Below are 21,308 nucleotides of genomic sequence, written 5' to 3'. Positions count from 1 at the left end.
GCGAGGCGGGCGGGGTGGAGATGCGGCATGCACTCCATCCGCATCATCATTGCGAGCGCAGCGAAGCAATCCAGTCTGCCTCCGCGGAAAGACTCTGGATTGCTTCGCTGCGCTCGCAACGACGGAGGATGTGGGACGAGTGCGCCCGATTTCGGGCAGCGGAAGATTAGGTCCCCCTCACTCCCGCAGATCATACCGATAAGACTTCGATACGATCTGCCAGCCGTCGGCGAGCTTCATCGCCACCAGATAGTCCGTGAAAAAACGCGGCGGCAGTTGGCATCGGACCTTGATGAAGGCGGTCTTGTCGTCGGAACGGTCGATCGTGACGATGAAATCCTCGCGCGGCTTGCCTTCGGCCTTGCCGGAGGGACGCTTGCGCACGCGGTCGAGCCAGTCCGGCACGGTCAGCACCTGCAGCTCACCCTTCTCGACCCAGCGCAAATCGGCGGAGGGATGGAAGATGGCGCCGAGCTTTTCGGCATCGCCCTCATAAAGTCCGTCGAAATAGGATTGCACGACGGCTTCGACACTCGAACGGTTCTGGCTCATGGGTCATCCCTTTGAATGATGGCTCGGGGCGAACTTAGTCGTACACGTCAAAATGCGCTATGGGAGTGCGTACCATTTGCGCGAGGACACTGTGATGACCGGATCAGAGAATTCGAACGCTCGTATCCTGGTCGGTGAATGCTATTGCCGCGCCGTGCGCTACGAGGTGGCGGACGCGTTCTCTTATGCGATGAACTGCCACTGCTCAGATTGCCGCCGCACCACCGGCGCCGCCTTCAAGCCGTTCGCCGGTATCGAGCAGGGCAAGCTCCGCATCGTCAGCGGCGAGAACCAGCGCACCATCTACGGCGACGACACCACCCATGACGCCCACTGCGCCCGCTGCGGCTCGCTGCTTTATTCCCGGGTGCGCGAGGGAAAATGGGTCCATGTCGCCATGGGAACCCTGGTCGATGCCCCCTCGATCCGACCGAGCGCCCACATTTTCGTGGGCTCGAAGGCGCCTTGGCACGAGATTACGGATAATCTGCCGCAATATCGGGGCCACGTGGGAGATGCCTGAGGGAACCTGCTGTGCACTCGTGTCTCGGCGAACCGCGGCCGGACTGGCGCGACAAACAAAAGGGGCCTTTCGGCCTGCCGCTGGCACCACCTTCGTGACCTCCGTCACAAGCGTCCGCGACGGACCCTGCTAAAGCCGTCCCAAAGGGGCTCGAACGGCCCTGAACTCGGAAGTCGTGTCATGCGCAAATTGCTCAGACTTTGCCCCCTTCTCCTCGCCGTCGCGCTGCTATTCGGCACCGGGCCCGCTTTCGCCGGAAAGCGCGTCGCGCTGGTGATCGCCAACTCCGCCTACCAGCATGCGCCGTCGCTGACGAACCCCGTCAATGACGGTTCGGTGATGGCCCGGACGCTGAAGGAGGCCGGCTTCGACATCGTCGATTCCCGGCACGACCTGACGGCGCAGGAAACCCGACGCGTGCTGCGCGAATTTGCCGACGGGACCCGCGATGCCGATATCGCCGTGGTCTATTATGCCGGCCACGGCATCGAGGTCGAAGGCTCGAACTATCTGATCCCTGTCGACGCCAAGCTGGAGCGTGACACCGACGTCTTTGACGAGGCGCTCTCCCTCGACCGCGTCCTGGTTGCGGTCGAACCGGCCAAGCAGCTTCGCCTGGTGATCCTGGATGCCTGCCGTGACAATCCGTTCGGCAAGACCATGAAGCGCACGGTCGCGTCGCGCGGCATCGGCCGCGGCCTCGCCCAGGTCGAGCCGACCAGCCCCAACACGCTGATCGCCTATTCGGCCAAGGCCGGCTTCACGGCGCAGGATGGCGACGGTGCGAACAGCCCCTTCACCGTGGCGCTGTCCAAGCATCTGACGACGCCGGGCCTCGACGTCCGCCGCGCCTTCGGCTTCGTGCGCGACGACGTGCTCAAGTCGACAGGTAACAAGCAGGAGCCGTTCGTCTATGGCTCGCTCGGCGGCGAGGACGTGCCGCTGGTGCCGGTCAAGGTGACGGCTGCGGCTCCCGCCGCGCCCGCGCCGAACCCGCAAGCCGACATCCGCCGCGATTACGAACTCGCGCTCCAGGTCGGCAACAGGCCGGCATGGGAGGCGTTCCTTGCCCAGCATTCCGACGGCTTCTATGCGAGCCTTGCCAAGCTTCAGCTCGAAAAAATCGGCGCCGAGCAGGCTCATGCGGCGGCCACCGAGAAGGCGAAGCAGGCCGAGGCCGAGCGCGATCGTCTTGCCGCACTTGGCGCGCAGAAGGATACGCAGGCCAAGGCAGTCGCCGATGCGAAGGCCGCCGAGCAGGTACAGCTTGCGGCGCAAAAGGCCAAGGAGCAGGCGCAGCAGCAGGCGGCCGCCGCCGAGCAGCAGCGCGTCAATCTCGCCGCCGCGGCGCCGAGTGCGGCGCCAGCCACCACGGCGAGCCCCGCCGGCACAAACGTCGCGTCGCTGACGCCGCCCTCCGCGCCGGCCGATCTCAGCCGCTCGGTGCAGACCGAGCTCGGCCGGGTCGGTTGCTTCTCCGGCGCCGCCGACGGCAACTGGACGACGTCCGCGCAGCGCTCGTTGTCGCAGTTCAACCGTTATGCCGGCACCAAGCTCGACGTGAAGGTGGCGAGCACCGACGCGCTCGACACGCTCAAGTCGAAACAGTCGCGCGTCTGTCCGCTGGTTTGCGAGCACGGCTTCAAGGCCGACGGCGACAAGTGCACCAAGATCGTCTGCCGTGATGGCTATGCGCTCAACGACGACAACGAGTGCGAGAAGCAGCGTGCCGCCAAGCCTGCGACCGCCAAGCCTGCGACCGCCAAGCGTGACGATGGCGACGAGCGTCCCGCGCGGCAGCGTCGTCAAGCCGGCGGTGAGGCTGCCGGAGCGGCCGGCGGCTTTGGTGGCGCTGCGGGCATCGCTGCTGCCGCTGGCGCCAGCCGCCGCTCGAGCGGCGGACAGCTATTCTGCAATAGCGCCGGCTGCCGTCCGGTCAACCGCGGCTGCCATCTCGAATATCGCGGCGGCGGCGGCCCCGGCAACGATGCCAATGCCGAGGTGTGTAATTAACTCCCAATGTCGTCCTGGCGAAAGCCAGGACCCATTACCCCAGGGAGAAGTTGCGGCGCCGAGGAGCCAACCACCAGTCTTCGCAAAACCACGGCCGGTGGCAATGGGTCCTGGCTTTCGCCAGGACGACGACTACGTCGAGATCGCGCTCGCCGCGATGTTGACCGTCAGCGCCAGCAAGGCCGTATTGTAGATGAATGAGACGATGCCGTGCGCGGTCGCGGTGCGGCGGATGGTCTTGTCGGAGATGCCGACGTCGGAGACCTGCGCGGTCATGCCGATCACGAACGAGAAATAGACGAAGTCCCAATAATCCGCGTGGTCTTCCTTGTCGCCGCTGGGAAACTGAAGGCCGCCCGGCGTGGCGTGCCGGTAATAATCATGCGCGTAATGCAGGGCGAAGATCGTGTGCACGGCGGCCCACGACAACACGATGGTGGTGATTGCGATGCTCAGCTCCAGGACGCCGCGATGCGGCGTTCCAAGCTCGGAGACGATCGCGGCGATGCTGGCGAAGGCGCCGATCGCCGTCACCAGCAGGATCACGAAGCGGCCATCGTCCTGCATCGCTGCGGCGCGGCGGATGTGCTGGTGGTCGTTGCATAGCATCATCGCGTAGACCAGCACCAGATAAACGGCGATCAACGCATCCCAGCCGAACAGAAGCCGCGTGACCAGCCGGTGCGAACCCGGGATGAGCAGGCAGACGAGAATACCAACAGCAAGCGACATGAACGTCCGCGGACGCGCATAAATCAGCCGCATCGGCCGCGACATCTTGCGAAAGCGGGCGAGGGCGGGGTCTTCCTTGCTGCCGCCCGCCATCGCGCTATCAGCTCTTCCGTTCGGCCACGAACCGCGCAGCCGCTTGCAGCACGGCGGCCCGTTCGCCGAAGATCGACACGGCGCTGTCGGCGCGCGCGAGCAGGTCGCGCACGCGCTGCTTGGCGCCTTCGATGCCGAGCTGGGTGACGAAGGTGGTCTTGCCGAGCGCTGCATCAGCGCCGGCAGGCTTGCCGAGCGCGGCGGCATCGCCTTCGACGTCGAGCAGGTCGTCGGCGATCTGGAAGGCTTCGCCGAGCGCGCGGCCGTAATCGTCGAGCGCCCGATATTCCTTTTGTGAGGCCTGGCCGAGGATCGCGCCGGCGATGCAGCCGTAGCGCAGCAGCGCGCCGGTCTTCATCTGCTGAATGCGGGCGACGTCGATCGGCTCGTTGCCGCCAAAGCGGCCTTCGCCGGCGAGGTCGAGAATCTGGCCGCCGACCATGCCGCCGATGCCGGCGCAGCGCGCCAGTGCGCGCGTCAGCAGGAGCCGCACATTGGCGTCGCGATGGATCTCGTCGCGGGTGATGATGTCGAAGGCGAGCGTCAACAGGCCGTCGCCCGCGAGGATCGCGGTCGCGTCGTCGGTCTTTTTGTGCAGGGTCGCGCGGCCGCGGCGCAGGTCCGAATTGTCCATCGCCGGCAGATCGTCGTGGATCAGCGAATAGCAGTGGATGCATTCGAGCGCCGCACCGGCGAGCAGTGCGGCTTCGCGCGACACGCCGAACACGGCCGCGCTTTCGACCACCAGGAACGGCCGCAAGCGCTTGCCGCCATTGAGGCTCGAATAGCGCATTGCGTCCATCAGTCGCTTGGGACGGGCGATCTCATCGTGCAGGATGTCGTCCGACAGCAGGCGCCCGAGCAGGGCCTCGGTGTCATCAGCGGTCTTGTCCAGACGTTTGGCGAAATCGGACGGGGACGTGCCGGTCATCAAGAAGGGCTCCAGAACTAAAATTCGGCGGGACAATCCTTTATGCGCCCGCCTCAGTCAATCGTTTGGAAGGCCTAAAAAGTGCTGGAAAAGGCCCGAATTATCACAGACTTAATGCCGGGCTCGTGGCCGCGTTTCGTTCTGCGCCGGAAAGGTTGATTTGCGCGTCGTCAAAACCCTTCTCCTGGTGCTCGTGGTCGCGGCTCTCGCGCCCTATGTCATCGCGCCGTTCTACCGTGCCGGCCATCCCGTTTCGGCGCTGATGGTCTGGCGCTCGCTTCGGGGTGCGCCGATGCAGCGGGAATGGATCGATCTGGCGGCGATGTCGCCCTCGCTGCCACGCTCGGTGGTGGCAGCCGAGGACGCCCATTTCTGCAAGCATCACGGCATCGACTGGGGTGCGCTGCGTGAGGCGATCGACGATGCGAAGGAGGACGGCACCCCGTTCCGGGGCGCTTCCACCATCACCCAGCAGGTGGCGAAAAACTTGTTCCTCTGGCAGGGGCGGGACTTCGTCCGCAAGGCGCTGGAATTCCCGTTGGCGCTGTGGATCGATCTCGTCCTGCCGAAGGCACGGATCCTGGAGATTTACCTCAACATCGCCGAACTGGGACCACAGGGCCAGTTTGGGGCCGAGGCGGCCAGCGCCTATGCTTTCGGCAAGTCGGCGGCGAACCTCTCCCCCCGGGATGCGGCGCTTCTGGCCTCGATCCTGCCGAATCCGGTCAAACGCAGCGCCAGGACGCCGGGACCGGGTGTCCGGCGGCTGGCCGGGACCTATGTGGCGAGGGCGCAGGCCAGCTCGCTTTCGACCTGCTGGCGGGAGAATCGCTGATTTCGGGTCCTTTTCGGGCGCATTTTCCGGCCCCAGAGCCCTAGATTTAAGGCAGGCCTTCCTCTATAAGCCCGGCCTTGACCGGCATTCAGCTCGCCTCGGTTTGCGGGTGCTGAGCCGTCCCTCCGCGGACGATGCCCTGATGACACCAATCCCTAGAGGATACTGAAATGGCCGTTCCGAGAAGAAAAACCTCGCCGTCGCGCCGTGGCATGCGCCGCTCGGCTGACGCCATCAAGAAGCCGACCTATGTGGAAGACAAGGATTCCGGCGAGCTCCGTCGTCCGCACCATCTCGACCTCAAGACCGGCATGTACAAGGGCCGTCAGGTCCTGAAGAAGAAAGAGTCCTGAGTTCGGGACCTTTCTTTGGGCAGGACGATCGGGCCTGCCTGATTTCGGCCAACCCATGAGATATGACAGTGACGGCGGCGGAGCTAATGCTTCGCCGCCGCATTGTCCTGTCTGGATATCTTGATCGAGAAGGCATTTCGCCGATGGTCGGTTTCCCGCTGCTCCTGATCCCGCTCGCGGTCTACAACATCATCGCTTTCCTGATGCCGAGCGTGTCCTTTACGGACGTGCTGTTCAAGGTGCCGATGATCACGGGCGAGGCCTGGCCGGTCACGCTCGCCGACGTGATGCTCGCGCTAGGTGTCGTGCTGCTGCTGCTCGAAGTGGTCAAGGGCGCGCGGCCCGGCTCGAAATTCCTGATGGATCATTTGCTGTCGCTGATCGTGTTCGGCGCGGCTGCGGCCGAATTCGTGATGTGGCCGAAATTCGGCAACTCCACCTATTTCCTTCTGGTGCTGCTCGCGATGGCCGATTTCCTCGGCGGCATCGCCCAGCGTACCCGCCGCCGCGTGGCTTATGTCGCCGAGACCGCACCAGCGCCGCGCAAGGCCAGGCGCCAGGCCGAGACGCCGGCAGATGAAGGGACGTTCGAGCCCAAGTTCGAGCCAGTGCCCGCTCCGCAACCAGCTCCGGCGGAGCCGCCCGCGCCTACGGCACAATCGGTCGCCGAATCCGTGCTGATGGATCACCCGGCGCCGAAGCCTGTGAGTACGCCTTCGCCGGAAATTCCCTCGCCGCATTTGCAGCCGGGCAACGGCACCCAGCCGTCTCCCGACGCGCCGCGCTGATTCAAGCCACCTGCCGCGTGCGCGCGGTGACGCTCGGAAGCGGGCGCTTGCTGCCATAGGCGACCTGCGCATCCTCGGAAGACACGCGGCGGAGTCGGCTCGCCTGGGGCAGATGCTCGGCATTGGCGATGAGCTGGGCGACGAAGCTGGGATCGGGGCGCGGCAGCGGTGCCTTGTGGACCCACTGCAGAATCGGCATCAGCGGCACCAGAGCCGAGCCCGTGCTGTTGTCCGAGGCGTTCGATCGATCGGTACTCAACATCGCAATCACCGTTGACCCGGCGAAGATCGTCTCGTTTCGAGACGCTGGCGCCGGTGCGTGTCATGTACTCGCAAGGCCTATGCCGGGCGGGCCGGTTTGGTTCCTGCGCGTGAGGAAACGTGGTTTCCAAATTGTTTATCAACTTTGCCTAGGGTCAATGGCGAATCTGGCTTTATCCTGTGCCGACTCAGGACTCCCCGCTGTCCCGAAACGAGGCGATTTTGACCCCCGCATTGCCGCAAGCCTCCGACATCCTGGCTGCCCTCGGCCAGGCCGTGTTCGCCTGGGACATCGCCAGCGATGCCATCGTCTGGGGTGAGCAGGTCGGCGCCATCTTTCCCGGGATTCCCGCCGAACGGCTGGCCACCGGCGCCGAATTCGCCCGGCTGATCGAGCCCGCGCAATCGCTGCGGACCGCCGCGCTGGCGCAGACCTCAGCCGTGCATGGCGCCGACGGCACGCCCTACCGGGTCGAGTACGGCGTACGCATGAGCGCCGCCGATCCCGTGGTCTGGATCGAGGAGACCGGCCGCTGGTTCGCCGGCCCCGACGGCCGCCCGGTGCGTGCGATCGGCTCCGTCCGCATCAACAATGAACGCCATGCCCGCGACGAGGAACTGACTAAGCTGGCCCGGCTCGATCCGCTGACCGGCGAGCTCAATCGCTCGCATCTGATCGCCGCGCTGGCCGAGGCTATCGAGGAGGCGACCCGTTTCCGCTCGACCGCGGCCTTCATGCTGGTCGGCATCGATCATCTCGCGCGTGTGAACGAGGCCTTCGGCTTCGACGTTGCCGACGCCGTGATCCTCGACGTCGCCACGCGCATTCGCGCGCGCTTGCGCGGTGGCGACGTGCTCGGCCGCTTCTCCGGCAACAAGTTCGGCCTGATCCTGAAGAATTGCACCGTCGACGACATGAACGTCGCCGCCGAGCGCTTCCTCGCCGGCATCCGCGACGAGGTGGTGCCGACCAAATCCGGGCCGGTGTCGGTCACCGCCTCGATCGGTGCGGTCAGCGTGCCGCGCTATGCCCGCAACACCGATGAAGCCGTCAATCGCGCCCACGAGACCCTGGACACGGCGAAACAACGCCGCGTTGGCTCGTTCGCAACCTGGCGCCCGGATGCCGCGCGCGACGCCCAGCGCCGCGTCAACATCCGCGTCACCGACGAGATTGTCACCGCACTGAATGAGCGCCGCATCAAGCTCGCTTATGAGCCGGTGGTCGCTGCCCTCTCGCGCGAGTGCGCCTTTCACGAATGCCTCGTGCGAATGGACCAGGGCGACGGCCAGGTGCTGCTTGCGCCCGACATCGTGCCGGTCGCGGAACGGCTCGGCCTGATCCGCCTGGTCGATCACCGCGTGCTCGAGCTCGTGGTCGCCGAGCTCGCGGCCGCGCCCGACATCTGCCTCAGCCTCAACATCTCCCCGGACACCACCATGGATCCGGATTGGTGGGCCGGAATCGAATCGCTCATGCGTGCCCATCCCGGCGTCGCCGAGCGGCTGATCGTCGAGATCACCGAAACCGTCGCGATCCAGGACATCGACGACGTGCGCGGCTTCGTCACCCGGCTGAAGAATTTCGGCAGTCGCATCGCCATCGATGATTTCGGCGCCGGCTACACCTCGTTCCGCAATCTGCGCAAGCTCGGCGTCGACATCGTGAAGATCGACGGCGCGTTCGTGCAGAACATCACTCGTTCGGCCGACGACCGCGCCTTCGTGCAGACCCTGATCGACCTCGCCCGCCGCCTCGACATCAAGACGGTGGCCGAATGGGTGCAGGACGAAGAAGCTGCGAACATGCTGCGCGACTGGGGCTGCGACTACATCCAGGGCCGCCTGATCGGGCTCGCCTCAGCCGATCGCCCCTGGGGCGCGCCGCCGGACAGCGTGCTGCCCGCGGCAGGATAGGAGTCTGAGCCGGATCCCTACGCCACGCGCCGAACGGTGTTCAGGCGCTCGATGACTCGCACGACCGCCGCGGCCGGTGAGGGCTTGCCGAAATAATATCCCTGAACGGCGGTGCAGCCGCATTCGCGGACGAAGTCGAGTTGTTCAATCGTCTCGACACCCTCCGCCGTGGTCTCGACGTTGAGCACCGAGCCGAGGCTGGCGATGGTGCGGACGATCGCCATACTCTCAGGGCTTTCACTGAGCGTGCCGACGAAGGAGCGGTCGATCTTGATGCGATCGAACGGAAACTTGCGCAAATAGCTCAGCGAAGAATAGCCGATGCCGAAATCGTCCAGGCTGACGCGCACGCCCAACGCGCGCAGCTGGTGCAGGATCTCGATCGTCGCCTCGCTGTCGTCGAGCAGTGCCGTCTCGGTGACCTCGAGCTCGAGCCGATGCGGCGGCAGGCCGGCCTCCGCAAGCGCGCTCGTCACCATCGTCACCAGCCCGCGCGAGCGGAATTGCACCGGCGACAAATTCACCGCGACGGCGAGATCGGGCCAGGTCGCTGCGGTCGCGCAGGCCGTGCGCAGCACCCATTCGCCGATCGGAACGATCAGCCCGGTCTCTTCCGCGATCGGAATGAATTCGGCCGGCGAGACGAGGCCGCGCGAAGGATGTTTCCAGCGCAGCAGCGCCTCGAAGCCGGTAAGTTCGGTGGTGTCGAGCCGCACCTGCGGCTGGAATGCGAGGTGGAATTCACGGGCCTCCAGCGCGCCGCGCAGATCGTGCTCGAGCGCGTGCCGGCTGCGAGCCTCTTTCTCCATTTCGGGCTCGAACAGCTGATAGGCGCCGCGCCCCTTGGCCTTGGCCTGGTACAGCGCGAGGTCGGCGCATTTCATCAGCTCGTCGGCGTCGAGCCCATGATCGGGCGCGATTGCGATGCCGACCGAGACGCCGACATGCATCGACTGGTGCTCCAGCGGCGGCGGGTGACCGATGATCTCCACCAGGCGGCGTGCGAGCCTTTCCGCCGATTGCGGCTGCGGTCCGCGCTGGAGAACCGCGAACTCGTCGCCACCGAGCCGCGCGACGGTGTCGTGCTCGCCGACATTCTCCTGCAGCTGCGCCGCGACCCAGCGCAACAGCCGGTCGCCGGCCGCGTGGCCGAGGCGGTCGTTGACGGTCTTGAAATTGTCGAGGTCGAAGCACAGCACGGCCATCGCGCCGCCGGCGATCGCGACCTGGTTCAGCCCCTCGCCCATCTTCTCGCGGAATAGCGTGCGATTGGGCAGGTCGGTGAGCGAATCGTGCCGCGCCATGTGTGCCACGCGGGCCTGGGCCTTGTGGCGCTCGGTGACGTCCTCATAGGTAACGACCCAGCCGCCATGCTCCATTCGCTTGTGATTGAGCTTGATGATGCGGCCGTCGCCCAAATAGCGGTGCAGCGTGTGCTCGCCCTCGCGCAGCCTCTCGACATAGTCGGCATAGAGCCGCGCGGCGGTGGTCTTTGGATGGATGCCGAGCTCGCAGCTGTGCTCCATGATCTCGCGCATCGACACACCCGGCTTCACCAATTCGGGTGACAGTCCGTACATCTCGATGTAGCGCCGATTGCAGACGATGACGCGCAAGCTCGAATCGAGCATGCACAGGCCCTGGCTCATGTTGTTCAGGGCCGCGTCGAAGCGTCGATACTGTTCGCTCAACTCCTCGACTGCGTGCTCGCGTTCGGTGATGTCCTCGTAGGTGGCCACAAAACCACCTTCGGCCAGGGCGCAATAGCGCACCGAGATCGTAGTGTCGTTCGACATCCGCCGGCGTATCGGCGAGGAGTTGCGGTCTGCAATCCTTGCGCTGGCGGCTTCCAGGAGTTGTTGCGGACTATACTCGGACGAGAACGCGCCGTTTGCCATCGAGCGTTCGATCAGTTCGCCGAGATGCGTGCCTGGCTTGGCTTCCTCCGGCGACAGCCGATAGATCTTTCGGTAGGTGGTGTTGCAGACGCGCAGGCGCATGTCGCTGTCGTAGAAGGCGAGCCCGTGCGCCATGTTCTCCAGCGCCGCATCGAGCATGAAGTTCTGCTGCCTCAGCATCTCCTCGTATTGCAGCCGCTCGGTGACGTCTTCGTGCACCGTCACCCAGCCGCCGTCGGGCAGAAAACGGGAAACCACCTGCACCATCCGTCCGTCATAGCGCATCACCAGCAGGGTTTTCGTCGTCCTGGTGCGCACGTCCTCCAGCCTGGTGTCGTGGAATTCGTCGGCCGACATCCCCGGCAGGTTGCCGCGCGAAAGCCAATGATCGATGGTCGCGCCGTGCGTGACGCCCGGCTTCACGATGTCCGCGTCGAGATTGTAGAGCTTCAGGAAACGTTCGTTGCAGACGACGACACGGCTGTCGGCGTCGTACATGATCAGCCCGTGCGACATGTTGGCGAGCGCGTGCTGGCTGCGCTCAGTCTGCACGCGCAGCTCCGCCTCGACCCGGGCGAGGCGGCTGACGTCGTCGCATATCGTCATCCAGCCGCCGCCGGGAAACGGCTTCAGCTCGAGCGCCATGACGAGGCCGCTTGCAAGCGTCTGTTCAGTCCGGAACGGCTGGCCGGTTGCGATCCGCGCCATGCGCGCGGCATAAAGTGTGTCGACTTCGTCTGCGGGGATATTGCCAAGGGCCACGCTGTGGGCGAGCACGTCGCGGTAGGTCGTGCCGACCCGCACGATGTCGGCCGACATGTTGAACAGCGCAAGGTAGCGCTGATTGACCAGCACGATCCGGTTGCTGGCATCGTAGACGCAGACGCCTTGCTCCATGTGGTCGAGCGCAAGCTGGCTCAGCCCGACCAGGGCCTTCGGGCCTTGCTCGCGGCGTGCATCAAGCTCGTTGTCGCGCATCGACGTCATGGGGCGGCGGGGTCTCGGCGGGCAATAGACCTAACGCAAGGTAATTCGGTCGCCGAGGCTAGCGAAGAGGCGGGAAAATTCCCTTAAGCGCCGTAGTTTACGGAGGGTGACCAGCATCGCAGTGATGCGTGCGAATGTGGAGGGGCGTGCAGGCACGCGTCGCGCCGGTCGACCTGCGCAATTGCGCGTTAGGCCCGAATGACATCGAATGTCTGGCCCAAACGGCGCCTACGGCCCGTACAGCACGAGTTCCGTATCCGTGAGATCGGCGAGCTGCGGCCGGTGTGGGCCTTTGAAATATTTGCGGCCGCGACGCTCGGTATAGATGCCGACGAGGCCGGGAACCGGGCCGTTGGAATCGACGGCGACCGCGATCTTGCCGAGCCGCAGCAGCAGCCGGCCGATGCGGCCCGCGCATTCGGTGTATTCGGCCGCGTTGCGGCAGTAGATCACCTTCATCGCGGGTGGCGCAATGATGCCACGGCGGATGCGCACCGGTTGCAGGATGAAGGGGAACGCTCCTTTCGGCGTGCGGCAGACGAGGCTGAGGCAATTGTAGCGCGCATGCCGCGTCAAGAGATCGGTCTCGGCATCGGAAAGCCCGTCGATCGTCTTGGCGTGCTGCGAGATGACCTCGATCTTGCTCCAGCGTGGGACGCGCGCCAGCGCAGGGACGGAAAAGAATATGCCGCGGCAATAGGCGCGAAAGCCCTGCGTCTCGATGATCGGCCAGGTCCAGGGCGCCGGGCTGATGTTGAGATAGGTGACGTCCTTGTGACGTTGCGCGATCTTGGTCAGGAGCGGGGCGTAATTGCGGTAGGCCGGGTCGACGTACCAGCTCGACAAATTGCACTGGATGGCGGTCTCGTCGCCGTCCCTTCGCGCCGTATAGATCAGCAACAGCACGCCGACCGGCGTACCATCATTGTCGAGCATGTAGCCGAAGCGCGGGTAGCCGTCCGGTACGGGTCGGAAGGCTTGCCGGCGCAGGCCCTGGATCCAGTAGCTGCGCGAGCGGCCGACGAAGCCGCGCGTCAGCAAGTCCGCGACCGCATCGACGTCGGGCTCGGTGATCTCGCGGCATCGGACCTTGGTATGGATCACGCTCGTCTTTCCCGTGGAAATGACCGGCCTCGTTCCGTTAGCGCCAGCCTTCGCCGTGGGCATCGGCCGCGATCTGCGGCTGCAGGCCCATGATCTCCCGTACCTTGGCGGGCCAGGCGGAAGGGTCGGTGCCGTGGGTGTGGAACATGGCCACGGCCAGGCGGTCCATGCCGAAAGCGACGCAGCCGGTGTGGGCCGGCTCGCCATTGGCGTCCTGGATGTCCCAGGTCGTGCCGAAATGCTCGCGGTGATAATTGAAGCTCATGCAGGCGGTCGGCTGCTCTTCCGAGCGCAGCGGGATCAGCAGTTCGAACTTGAGCTGCTGCTGCTTCTGGCTCACCGCCTTCATCTGACCGACGCGGCCGAAGAACGGATCGCTCGCGTAATCGACGCGGAAGGTGAGACCGAGATCGGTCGCAATCGCCTGCGCCCGCACCATCCAGCGCTCGCGGAAATCGGCGACGTCATCGGGGCTGCCGATGCAGACATATTCCCGCATCCGGAACGATTGCAGCCGGTCGAGATGTTTTGACGGTTCACGGCGGAAGCAGTCGGCGGCGACGTCGAAGCGCAGGCCACCCTTCGGCAACTGGCCGCGGCTCGCCGCGATCGGATAGACGGGATAGCAGGCCGCCGGCGACAGCACGAGGTCTGCCGGCGAGAGCGAGCTGGTCCAGTCGCCGCCGGCATCGAAGCGGCTGACCGCGGCGTTGATCTCGCGCTCGGTGCCGTGCAGGCCGCAGACGCAACCGAGCAGGTTCGGAAAGCTCTTGAGGTAGCCGGATCTTTCCAGCTGAGACCGGCTCATCACCGGCGGGAAGCGCATCACCTCAGTGCCGGCCTCGCGATGGCTCGTGATCAGCGCGGCGAGCTTTTCGACGATGCCTTCATAAAGCGCGGTCCGGGCATAGACGCCGTCAGAGCCCATGGGGTGGAACAGCTTCTCGGCGAGATGGTCCAGCGGATCCGCGATCTGCGGCGCGGTCTCAGGCGAGTTGGGGAGAACAGCAATGTTCATGTTCGGCTTTCTGCTATCTGAAATTATTCTTATTGAACGAAGGCACGTCGGTCTCGAAAGCTCGTCAGTCCCGAAGGCTTGTCGGCACGCCGCTCATCAGGGTCGACGTCGCGGCATTGGCCAGAATGCGGTCGTTGTTGATCATGATCGGCGACGACAGCACGTCGCGCAGGTGGCGGCCCATGGTGAACTCACCGTCGTTGCGGTAGCCGGAAAGGCCTGCGGTGCGCATCGCATGCATCACGGTCTCGACCGCGAGCTCCGAGGCCTGCACCTTCAGAAGCGTAATCGAAGACTGGAAGTCGAGCGAGCCGAGCGCGCGTTCGTCGTGCTCGGCGCGAGCAAAGGCGTCGATATTGGCTGATATCAGCGCCCGCAGCTTGGCCAGCGACATCTTGGCGGCGGTGAAATGCGCGGCTGCCGGAGGCATCTGTCCGCCTGAGCTGCGGGCGGCCTTGCGAACGAAGGTCTGCGCACGGGTGACGGCGGCTGCACCGATACCAGCCCAGGCCGAGGACCAGCACAGATGTGCGAACGGCGTCATGGTCTGGGCGTGGATCTTGTCGTAGGATTCCGGGAAGACGCGGTCGGTCGGGCAGTCGACCTTCAGCTCGAAGCCGGTCGAGCAGGTGCCGCGCATGCCGAGCGTTTCCCAGCCCAGCGTCCGCTTCAGCGAATAATCGTCCCTGGCGAGCGCCAGCAGTACCTGGTCAGACGCAGAAGCGTCTGTGGCGCGGCGGGCGATGGTCACGAGGCCGTCGGCCTCGGCGCCGTAGGAGATCACGGTGGCGTCGCGCAGCAGCGAGACAGTGTCGCCGGCGACGTCGACGGCGGCGGCGCTAGCGCGGATGTTGCCGCCGTTCTGGCCTTCGGTGGTGGAGGAGGCGAGCAGCCACTGGTCGCGCGCGACCCGGCGCATCATGGTTTCCATCCAGGGAATGCCGTGACCGTGCCTGACGACGCAGGCGACCTTTGTCGTGTGCATCGCGTAGATCATCGCCGTGGAGGCGCAGGCGCGTCCGAGCGTGTAGCAGACGTCGGTGAGGTCGTGGATCGAGGCACCGAAGCCGCCGAACTCGACCGGGATCATGACGCCGAGCAGCTTCTGCTCACGCGCAACCTCGAAAGCCTTGTGGGGGAAGCGGGCATCGCGATCGACCCCGTCTGCGTCGGCAGCCGCCACGGTGGCGGTCCGGGCGGCGCGCTCAATGAGGGAGGGACCCTGCTCGAGAAAGCTCGTCTGCGTCTCGTCGACAGTGAGGACTGCTTCACGCACGTTCATACTCGTCCGCCTCCGGTTTGCCGTTCAGGATCGCCGGCATCATTCGCGATGCCGCAAGCGATCCTCCGACCATCTTTGCTTATGAGATGAGGCTACGGATTTAATTCAAATTCGTCGATGAAATAGAGGGTAAACAAAGGCCAATTCCGAACGAACAGTTAAGTTCGGGTTGTTTGCATCGCCCGGATTTCCGCGGTCGCGTTAGGGATCTGTAAGAAGCCGGAATTCCAGACAATCTGAGTCATCGTTTACTAAGAAACGCGAAGTAATGGTGGCGTCCATTGCGGGATCGGCCCGCCGTGCCCATCGTAGCCGGCAACCGGTCCGACCTTTGTCGACAAATGGGAATTTACCGATGCAGGCTTTCGATACCGAATTGCGCAATCGCATCATCAAGCTGGTGAAGGGCATCCTCGCCCAGAACTCGCTCTCCGCTGAGGTCGCGCCGCAGGCCAAGCTCGTCGACGTCGGCCTGACCTCGATGGACATGGTCAATCTGATGCTCGGCGTCGAAGCCGAGTTCGACTTCACGATTCCGCAGTCCGAGATCACACCGGAGAACTTCCAGTCCGTCGAGACGCTGGAGCGCATGGTCGCGACCCAGCTGCAGTCGGCGGCCGCGGCATAATCAGGAGTGCTGGCGCGCATCCTCCTGACGGCACTTCCTGATCCCATCCCCCGTTCCAAAACCGATGTAAAACTGGCATAGCTTCCTCTCGGGATTGCGATGGCGCAAACGGGGTGGAGCAGGCATGGCGCAGGCGGTATTGGGCATCATCGGCGGCTCCGGCATCTACGATCTGCCGGGGCTGGAGGACGCTCGCGAAGAGGTGATCAGGAGCCCCTGGGGCGAGCCGTCGGCGCCCCTGCGGCGCGGCTCCATTGCCGGCCTGCCGATCGTGTTCCTGCCGCGCCACGACAAGGGCCACCGGCTGTCGCCCTCCGATATCAATTATCGCGCCAATATCGACATCCTCAAGCGCGCCGGCGTCACCGACCTGATCTCGCTGTCGGCCTGCGGCTCGTTCAGGGAGGAGCTGCCGCCGGGAACCTTCGTTCTCGTCGACCAGTTCGTCGATCGTACCCACAAGCGCGAGAGCTCGTTCTTCGGGAGGGGATGCGTCGCGCATGTGTCGATGGCGCACCCGGTCTCGCCGCGGCTGCGCATCCATCTTGCCACGGCGGCCGAAGCCGAGGGCATCGCGTTTGCGCGAGGCGGCACCTATGTCTGCATGGAGGGGCCGCAATTCTCGACCTATGCGGAAAGCATGACCTACAAGACGCTGGGCTATTCCGTGATCGGCATGACCAACATGCCCGAGGCGAAACTCGCGCGTGAGGCCGAGCTTTGCTACGCCACCGTTGCGATGGTGACGGATTTCGATTGCTGGCATCCCGATCACGACGCCGTCACCGTGCAGGACATCATCCGCGTTCTGAGCTCGAACGCCGACAAGGCAAAAGCGCTGGTGGCGCGGCTGGCGAAAGACTTCCCGCGCGAGCATGAGCCGTGCCCGATCGGCTCGGACCGCGCGCTCGATACCGCGCTGATCACCGCGCCCGAGGCGCGCGATCCCGAGCTCCTGAAGAAGCTCGATGCGGTGGCCGGGCGCATCCTGCGAACGTGATACGAAAGGCAGAATGCCATGAAGGTCGACGGCAAGCATTTCCGCAGCATCTGGCGTGAGCGCGACGGCTGGTCGGTCGGCGCGATCGACCAGCGCCGGCTGCCGCATGAGTTCATCGTTGCGAAGCTGACCTCATGCGAGGACGCGGCCGTCGCCATCCGCGACATGCTGGTGCGCGGTGCGCCACTGATCGGCGCGACCGCAGCTTACGGCATGGCGCTGGCGATGCGCGAGGATGCTTCCGACGCCGGGCTGAAGCGCGCCTACGACACGCTCGTGGTGGCGCGGCCGACGGCGATCAATCTTAAATGGGCCCTGGACGAGATGCGCGCGAGCCTCGCGCCGATCGATCCGCTGGAGCGCGCCGAAGCTGCCTATGCGCGCGCCGACGAGATCGCCGAGCAGGACGTCGAGATCAACCGCGGCATCGCCGGCAATGGCCTGAAACTCATCGAGGCGATCGTCGCAAAAAAGAAGTCGGGCGAGACCGTCAATGTGCTGACCCATTGCAACGCCGGCTGGCTTGCGACCGTCGACTGGGGCACGGCGACAGCGCCGATCTATCTGGCGCATGAGCGCGGCATCAAGGTCCATGTCTGGGTCGACGAGACGCGTCCGCGCAACCAGGGCGCCTCGCTCACGGCCTGGGAGCTCGGCCATCACGGCGTGGCGCATACGGTGATTCCGGACAACACCGGCGGGCATCTGATGCAGCACGGCATGGTCGATCTCGCCATCGTCGGCACCGATCGCGTTGCTGCCAATGGCGACGTCTGCAACAAGATCGGCACATATTTGAAGGCGCTCGCCGCGCACGACAATAACGTGCCGTTCTATGTCGCGCTGCCGTCGCCGACGATCGACTTCGCCGTCGATGACGGCATCCGCGACATCCCGATCGAGCAGCGCAGCGGCACGGAAGTCACCGACATGACCGGCCGCACTGCAGACGGAAGACTTGAGACGGTGCGCATCGTGCCGGAGGGCTCGCCGGTCGCGAATTATGCCTTCGACGTCACCCCGGCGCGGCTCGTCACCGGCCTCATCACCGAGCGAGGCGTGTTGAAAGCCGATCGTGCGTCACTTGCCGCGGCGTTTCCGGAGCGGATCGCAGCCACGGCGGAGTAGCTTTCGTAGGGTGGGCAAAGGCGCATCGCGCCGTGCCCACCATATTCATTCCGGGCCACGCGAGCTTTGGTGGGCACGCTTCGCTTTGCCCACCCTACGGTTCACCGCCTAGCTCAGCTTCAATCCCGTCGCGGCCTCGAGCTCGGCGATCGCCTGGGCGCCGCTGGTCACCTTGATCGTCGTCATGCCCATCTCGCGTGCCGGCTTCAGATTGACGCCGAGATCGTCGAGATAGACGCAATTCTTCGGATCGACCTTCAGCATTTCGACCATCAGCTGATAGATGCGCGGGTCAGGCTTGCGCAGGCCGATCTTGGCGGACTCGATCACATGATCAAACAGCACCATCACCTCGGCGACATAGAGTGAGCGCCCGGTCATGCTGCCGATCGCATTGGCCGGCAGATTGTTGGTAATGCAGCCGGTCTTGAATTGCGCCTTGATGCGCTTCAGCGCTTCGACCATCTCGGGGCGCAGATCCCCCTGAAGCAGCGGGAGCACATCGCGGCCGCGCACCTCTGCGCCGAGCGCCAGTGATTCCGTCGCGAACAAATGATCGAACGTGTCGATGTCGACCTCGGCGCGCTCGAACTTGGCCCATGCGTTTTCCAGATGATTGGCGGCGTTGGTGCGCCGGATGATGTCGATGGGCAGGCCACGCTCTGTCTCGAACCGCGTGAACGCCTCAAACGGCGAACTCGTCAGCACGCCGCCAAAATCAAAGATCACAGCCTCGATCGTCAAGATCCCGCCCTCGTCAATTCCTTTCCAAGAGCGCTAGCATGCGCTATCGGCAAGGGCCAGTCCGAAGCCATCCCACCGCCGTCAGCGATGCCGATACCAAAGCGTGTTCCCATGAAAAAGCTTGTAACCATCATCGCAACCGCGCTGCTGCTCGCCACGCCCGCCTATGCCATCGTTGGCGGCGGCACGCCGCAGGCCGATGGCGTCGCGCGCGCCGTCGTCACGATCGTCGGCTCGCGCGGTAATTTCTGTACCGGCACCCTGGTTGCGCCAAAGCTGGTGCTCACCGTTGCCCACTGCGTGCAGCCCGGCGCGGACTACAAGATCGTCGATCGCGGCACCGACGGGCAGCCGCAGCTGCTGAATGTCCGCACCGTCGCGATCCATCCGAATTTCAACATGCAGGCGATGCAAGCGCATCGCGCTACCGCCGACCTGGCGCTTCTGCAATTGGAAATTCCACTCAAGGGAAAATCGACGGTGCCGGTCGGTGCGCCGAATATTCCGATCCAGGTCGGCAGCCGCTTCGTCATCGCCGGTATTGGCGTCACCGTGCGTGGCGACGGCAAGAGTGGCGGCGCGACGCGTGTTGCCGGCCTCGTCGCGACGGGGCAGCCCGGCACGCTCCAGATCAGGCTGGTCGACCCCGTAACCAACGGTGTTCGCGACGGAATTGGGGCTTGCACCGGTGATTCCGGCGGTCCCGTGTTCGAGGACAAGCCGACCGGAGCCGTGCTCGTCGGCGTCATCAGTTGGTCCACGGGGCCGAACGGAGCCGCCGGCTGCGGCGGGCTGACCGGCGTCACGCCGCTCACGCTCTATCGCGACTGGATCTTGCAGACCGCGCGGATCTGGGGTGCGGCGCTGTGATTTGACCGCGCCCTGATCTATGTCATCTTGAAGCGGAAGCGCGATGGGCAACCACGTCCGTCGCGGAGGAAACGCGCCGCCCAATCAAGGGCGGGCACAAAAACAAGCAAGGCATAGAAGCAACAATGAATGTCGCTGTTCGCAGTCACGCCACGGCCAAACAAGCTTCTGAACATTTCGACGTGCTGATCGTCGGTGCCGGTATCTCGGGTATCGGTAGCGCCTATCACATGACCAAGCAGCTTCCGGGTGCGAGCTTCGTCATCCTGGAAACGCAGGCGACGTTCGGCGGCACATGGACCACGCACCGCTATCCCGGAATTCGTTCGGACAGCGACCTCCACACCTTCGGTTATAGCTTCAAGCCCTGGGTCGGGCCGCCGATCGCGACCGCCGACGAAATCCTCGCCTACATGAAGGAGGTGATCGACGAAAACGATATCGCGCGGCATATCCGCTACAAGCACAAGATCAATTCGGCGAGCTGGTCGAGCGAACAGAACCTCTGGACCATCGAGGCGGTGACGATCGACACCGGCGAGCCGAAAACTTTCACGGCGAACTTCCTCTGGATGTGCCAAGGCTATTACCGCCATTCGGAAGGCTATACGCCGGAATGGAAGGGCACGGATCGCTTCAAGGGCCGAATCGTTCATCCGCAGACCTGGCCGATGATATCGACCTCGCGAACAAGAAGGTCGTCGTGATCGGCTCCGGCGCGACGGCGGCGACGCTGGTGCCGAATATCGCCGACAAATGCGCGCATGTCACAATGCTGCAGCGGTCGCCCACCTATTTCCGTCTCGGGCGCAACGCCATCGAGATCGCGGAGGAGCTGCGCCGGCTTCAGATCGACGAGGCCTGGATCCACGAGATCGTCCGCCGCAAGATCCTGTTCGAGCAGGACGCGTTCACCAAGCTTTGCTTGTCAAAACCCGAGCAGGTGAAGCAAGAGCTGATCGGGCAGATCAGCGCGGTGCTCGGTCCGGAGTACGATGTCGACACACATTTCACGCCGAGCTACCGGCCCTGGCGGCAGCGCATCGCCTTCGTGCCCGATGCCGATCTGTTCAAGGGCATCGCCAGCGGCAAGGCGTCTGTCGTCACCGACGAGATCGAATGTTTCGTCGAGAACGGTATCCAGCTCAAATCCGGCAAGCTGCTGGAAGCTGACATCATCGTCACCGCGACCGGCTTCAATCTCGCGGCGCTCGGCGACATCGCCTTCGAGATCGACGGCAAGCCGCTCGCTTTCGGCGACACCGTCACCTATCGCGGCATGATGTTCACGGGCGTGCCGAACATGGTCTGGGTGTTCGGCTATTTCCGCGCCAGCTGGACGCTGCGCGTCGACCTCGTCGCCGACTTCGTCTGCCGCCTGCTCGGTCACATGAAGTCCAAAGGCAAGAAGAAGGTCGAGGTCAAGTTGCGCGCCGAAGACCACAACATGCCGATCCTGCCCTGGATCGATCCGGAAAACTTCAACCCCGGCTACATGATGCGCAACATGGACCTGCTGCCCAAGCGCGGCGACAAACCGGAATGGCAGCACAGCCAGGATTACTGGACCGAAAAGGACGAGATCCCGAAGACGGATCTGGATGGCGGGGAGTTCGTGTACGGGTGAGGCGCGGCAGGCGACGCTACAAAC

General features: G+C 64.5%; 19 protein-coding genes and 1 pseudogene. 11 read left to right on the top strand and 9 right to left on the bottom strand.

The annotated features are described in order from the left end of the window. Positions 1-177: 177 nt before the first annotated feature. Positions 178-552 (bottom strand): nuclear transport factor 2 family protein, encoded by a 375-nt coding sequence (locus AC0L3K_RS00590; protein ID WP_007598116.1) that lies wholly within the window; start codon positions 550-552, stop codon positions 178-180. Positions 553-646: 94 nt separating this feature from the next. On the opposite strand from AC0L3K_RS00590, the gene AC0L3K_RS00585 reads away from it, so the two are divergent. Together AC0L3K_RS00585 and AC0L3K_RS00580 are read left to right on the top strand one after the other, a co-directional pair. Continuing rightward, complete coding sequence (locus AC0L3K_RS00585; protein WP_007598114.1) at positions 647-1,075, top strand: GFA family protein; 429 nt, start codon at positions 647-649, stop codon at positions 1,073-1,075. Between the two features lie 180 nt (positions 1,076-1,255). Beyond that, on the top strand, positions 1,256-3,088 hold the full coding sequence (locus AC0L3K_RS00580; protein WP_473365368.1) for a caspase family protein: 1,833 nt from the start codon (positions 1,256-1,258) through the stop codon (positions 3,086-3,088). Between the two features lie 132 nt (positions 3,089-3,220). Here AC0L3K_RS00580 and AC0L3K_RS00575 read toward each other — a convergent pair whose 3' ends face one another. Both AC0L3K_RS00575 and AC0L3K_RS00570 read right to left on the bottom strand, forming a co-directional pair. Beyond that, positions 3,221-3,913 carry a DUF1345 domain-containing protein gene (locus AC0L3K_RS00575; RefSeq protein WP_007598111.1) on the bottom strand — a complete coding sequence of 231 codons (693 nt, stop codon included), beginning with the start codon at positions 3,911-3,913 and terminating at the stop codon, positions 3,221-3,223. A 7-nt stretch (positions 3,914-3,920) separates the two neighbouring features. Next, complete coding sequence (locus tag AC0L3K_RS00570; protein WP_473365367.1) at positions 3,921-4,844, bottom strand: polyprenyl synthetase family protein; 924 nt, start codon at positions 4,842-4,844, stop codon at positions 3,921-3,923. Positions 4,845-5,004: 160 nt separating this feature from the next. Here AC0L3K_RS00570 and mtgA point away from each other — a divergent pair, with 160 nt between their 5' ends. The 3 genes from mtgA (at position 5,005) to AC0L3K_RS00555 (ending at position 6,820) form a co-directional block, all read left to right on the top strand. Beyond that, entirely contained in the window at positions 5,005-5,679 is a 675-nt protein-coding gene (gene mtgA / locus AC0L3K_RS00565; protein ID WP_354166565.1) for a monofunctional biosynthetic peptidoglycan transglycosylase, read from the top strand. A gap of 170 nt (positions 5,680-5,849) precedes the next feature. After that, positions 5,850-6,032: a 50S ribosomal protein L32 gene (gene rpmF / locus AC0L3K_RS00560; protein ID WP_007598106.1), complete on the top strand. Its 183-nt coding sequence runs from the start codon at positions 5,850-5,852 to the stop codon at positions 6,030-6,032. A 143-nt stretch (positions 6,033-6,175) separates the two neighbouring features. After that, entirely contained in the window at positions 6,176-6,820 is a 645-nt protein-coding gene (locus AC0L3K_RS00555) for a hypothetical protein (RefSeq protein ID WP_007598105.1), read from the top strand. A 1-nt stretch (position 6,821) separates the two neighbouring features. On the opposite strand, the gene AC0L3K_RS00550 is transcribed toward AC0L3K_RS00555, so the two are convergent. Beyond that, positions 6,822-7,082 carry a hypothetical protein gene (locus tag AC0L3K_RS00550; protein WP_219679742.1) on the bottom strand — a complete coding sequence of 87 codons (261 nt, stop codon included), beginning with the start codon at positions 7,080-7,082 and terminating at the stop codon, positions 6,822-6,824. Between the two features lie 221 nt (positions 7,083-7,303). Here AC0L3K_RS00550 and AC0L3K_RS00545 point away from each other — a divergent pair, with 221 nt between their 5' ends. Further along, complete coding sequence (locus AC0L3K_RS00545; protein ID WP_219679739.1) at positions 7,304-8,998, top strand: bifunctional diguanylate cyclase/phosphodiesterase; 1,695 nt, start codon at positions 7,304-7,306, stop codon at positions 8,996-8,998. 17 nt (positions 8,999-9,015) lie between these two features. Here the strand turns inward: AC0L3K_RS00545 and AC0L3K_RS00540 are convergent, their stop codons facing one another. The 4 genes from AC0L3K_RS00540 to AC0L3K_RS00525 form a co-directional block, all read right to left on the bottom strand. Further along, the gene (locus AC0L3K_RS00540; RefSeq protein ID WP_473365366.1) at positions 9,016-11,883 is read right to left on the bottom strand and encodes a PAS-domain containing protein; all 2,868 of its coding nucleotides are present in this window, start codon (positions 11,881-11,883) and stop codon (positions 9,016-9,018) included. Positions 11,884-12,111: 228 nt separating this feature from the next. Continuing rightward, the gene (locus AC0L3K_RS00535) at positions 12,112-12,987 is read right to left on the bottom strand and encodes an acyl-CoA acyltransferase (RefSeq protein WP_473365365.1); all 876 of its coding nucleotides are present in this window, start codon (positions 12,985-12,987) and stop codon (positions 12,112-12,114) included. Between the two features lie 37 nt (positions 12,988-13,024). Then, positions 13,025-14,005: an amino acid--[acyl-carrier-protein] ligase gene (locus AC0L3K_RS00530; protein ID WP_007598089.1), complete on the bottom strand. Its 981-nt coding sequence runs from the start codon at positions 14,003-14,005 to the stop codon at positions 13,025-13,027. A gap of 64 nt (positions 14,006-14,069) precedes the next feature. Then, positions 14,070-15,287, bottom strand: a complete 1,218-nt coding sequence (locus AC0L3K_RS00525; protein ID WP_354200204.1) for an acyl-CoA dehydrogenase family protein — start codon at positions 15,285-15,287, stop codon at positions 14,070-14,072. 355 nt (positions 15,288-15,642) lie between these two features. On the opposite strand from AC0L3K_RS00525, the gene AC0L3K_RS00520 reads away from it, so the two are divergent. The 3 genes from AC0L3K_RS00520 to mtnA all read left to right on the top strand — a co-directional run bounded on the left by AC0L3K_RS00520 (position 15,643) and on the right by mtnA (position 18,043). Beyond that, positions 15,643-15,915, top strand: coding sequence for a phosphopantetheine-binding protein (locus AC0L3K_RS00520; RefSeq protein WP_007598087.1), 273 nt, complete (start codon positions 15,643-15,645; stop codon positions 15,913-15,915). A 124-nt stretch (positions 15,916-16,039) separates the two neighbouring features. Beyond that, positions 16,040-16,915, top strand: coding sequence for an S-methyl-5'-thioadenosine phosphorylase (locus AC0L3K_RS00515; RefSeq protein WP_007598086.1), 876 nt, complete (start codon positions 16,040-16,042; stop codon positions 16,913-16,915). Between the two features lie 18 nt (positions 16,916-16,933). Then, positions 16,934-18,043 carry an S-methyl-5-thioribose-1-phosphate isomerase gene (gene mtnA / locus AC0L3K_RS00510; RefSeq protein ID WP_354200203.1) on the top strand — a complete coding sequence of 370 codons (1,110 nt, stop codon included), beginning with the start codon at positions 16,934-16,936 and terminating at the stop codon, positions 18,041-18,043. Positions 18,044-18,151: 108 nt separating this feature from the next. Here the strand turns inward: mtnA and AC0L3K_RS00505 are convergent, their stop codons facing one another. After that, positions 18,152-18,787 (bottom strand): HAD-IA family hydrolase, encoded by a 636-nt coding sequence (locus AC0L3K_RS00505; protein WP_354200202.1) that lies wholly within the window; start codon positions 18,785-18,787, stop codon positions 18,152-18,154. Between the two features lie 111 nt (positions 18,788-18,898). Between AC0L3K_RS00505 and AC0L3K_RS00500 the strand changes: the two genes are divergently transcribed. Beyond that, a complete protein-coding gene (locus tag AC0L3K_RS00500) occupies positions 18,899-19,657 on the top strand; it encodes a S1 family peptidase (RefSeq protein ID WP_007598083.1) in 759 nt (252 codons plus the stop codon). A gap of 125 nt (positions 19,658-19,782) precedes the next feature. Further along, a pseudogene (locus AC0L3K_RS00495) lies at positions 19,783-21,284 on the top strand (flavin-containing monooxygenase). Positions 21,285-21,308 lie beyond the last annotated feature (24 nt).

This window comes from Bradyrhizobium sp. MI1.10, from assembly GCF_055811035.1.
Note: the sequence above shows the minus strand (reverse complement) of the source record. Positions and strands in the feature narration are given on the sequence as shown.

Excerpts from the sequence above, each read along its gene's own strand:
- AC0L3K_RS00555 (WP_007598105.1), top strand. The coding sequence starts at position 6,176 with ATGGTCGGTTTCCCGCTGCTCCTGATCCCGCTCGCGGTCTACAACATC.
- AC0L3K_RS00540 (WP_473365366.1), bottom strand. The coding sequence starts at position 11,883 with ATGACGTCGATGCGCGACAACGAGCTTGATGCACGCCGCGAGCAAGGC.
- mtnA (WP_354200203.1), top strand. The coding sequence starts at position 16,934 with ATGAAGGTCGACGGCAAGCATTTCCGCAGCATCTGGCGTGAGCGCGAC.
- AC0L3K_RS00550 (WP_219679742.1), bottom strand. The coding sequence starts at position 7,082 with ATGTTGAGTACCGATCGATCGAACGCCTCGGACAACAGCACGGGCTCG.
- AC0L3K_RS00580 (WP_473365368.1), top strand. The coding sequence starts at position 1,256 with ATGCGCAAATTGCTCAGACTTTGCCCCCTTCTCCTCGCCGTCGCGCTG.
- AC0L3K_RS00575 (WP_007598111.1), bottom strand. The coding sequence starts at position 3,913 with ATGGCGGGCGGCAGCAAGGAAGACCCCGCCCTCGCCCGCTTTCGCAAG.
- AC0L3K_RS00585 (WP_007598114.1), top strand. The coding sequence starts at position 647 with ATGACCGGATCAGAGAATTCGAACGCTCGTATCCTGGTCGGTGAATGC.
- AC0L3K_RS00590 (WP_007598116.1), bottom strand. The coding sequence starts at position 552 with ATGAGCCAGAACCGTTCGAGTGTCGAAGCCGTCGTGCAATCCTATTTC.
- AC0L3K_RS00500 (WP_007598083.1), top strand. The coding sequence starts at position 18,899 with ATGAAAAAGCTTGTAACCATCATCGCAACCGCGCTGCTGCTCGCCACG.
- AC0L3K_RS00570 (WP_473365367.1), bottom strand. The coding sequence starts at position 4,844 with ATGACCGGCACGTCCCCGTCCGATTTCGCCAAACGTCTGGACAAGACC.
- AC0L3K_RS00530 (WP_007598089.1), bottom strand. The coding sequence starts at position 14,005 with ATGAACATTGCTGTTCTCCCCAACTCGCCTGAGACCGCGCCGCAGATC.
- AC0L3K_RS00520 (WP_007598087.1), top strand. The coding sequence starts at position 15,643 with ATGCAGGCTTTCGATACCGAATTGCGCAATCGCATCATCAAGCTGGTG.
- rpmF (WP_007598106.1), top strand. The coding sequence starts at position 5,850 with ATGGCCGTTCCGAGAAGAAAAACCTCGCCGTCGCGCCGTGGCATGCGC.
- AC0L3K_RS00515 (WP_007598086.1), top strand. The coding sequence starts at position 16,040 with ATGGCGCAGGCGGTATTGGGCATCATCGGCGGCTCCGGCATCTACGAT.
- AC0L3K_RS00525 (WP_354200204.1), bottom strand. The coding sequence starts at position 15,287 with ATGAACGTGCGTGAAGCAGTCCTCACTGTCGACGAGACGCAGACGAGC.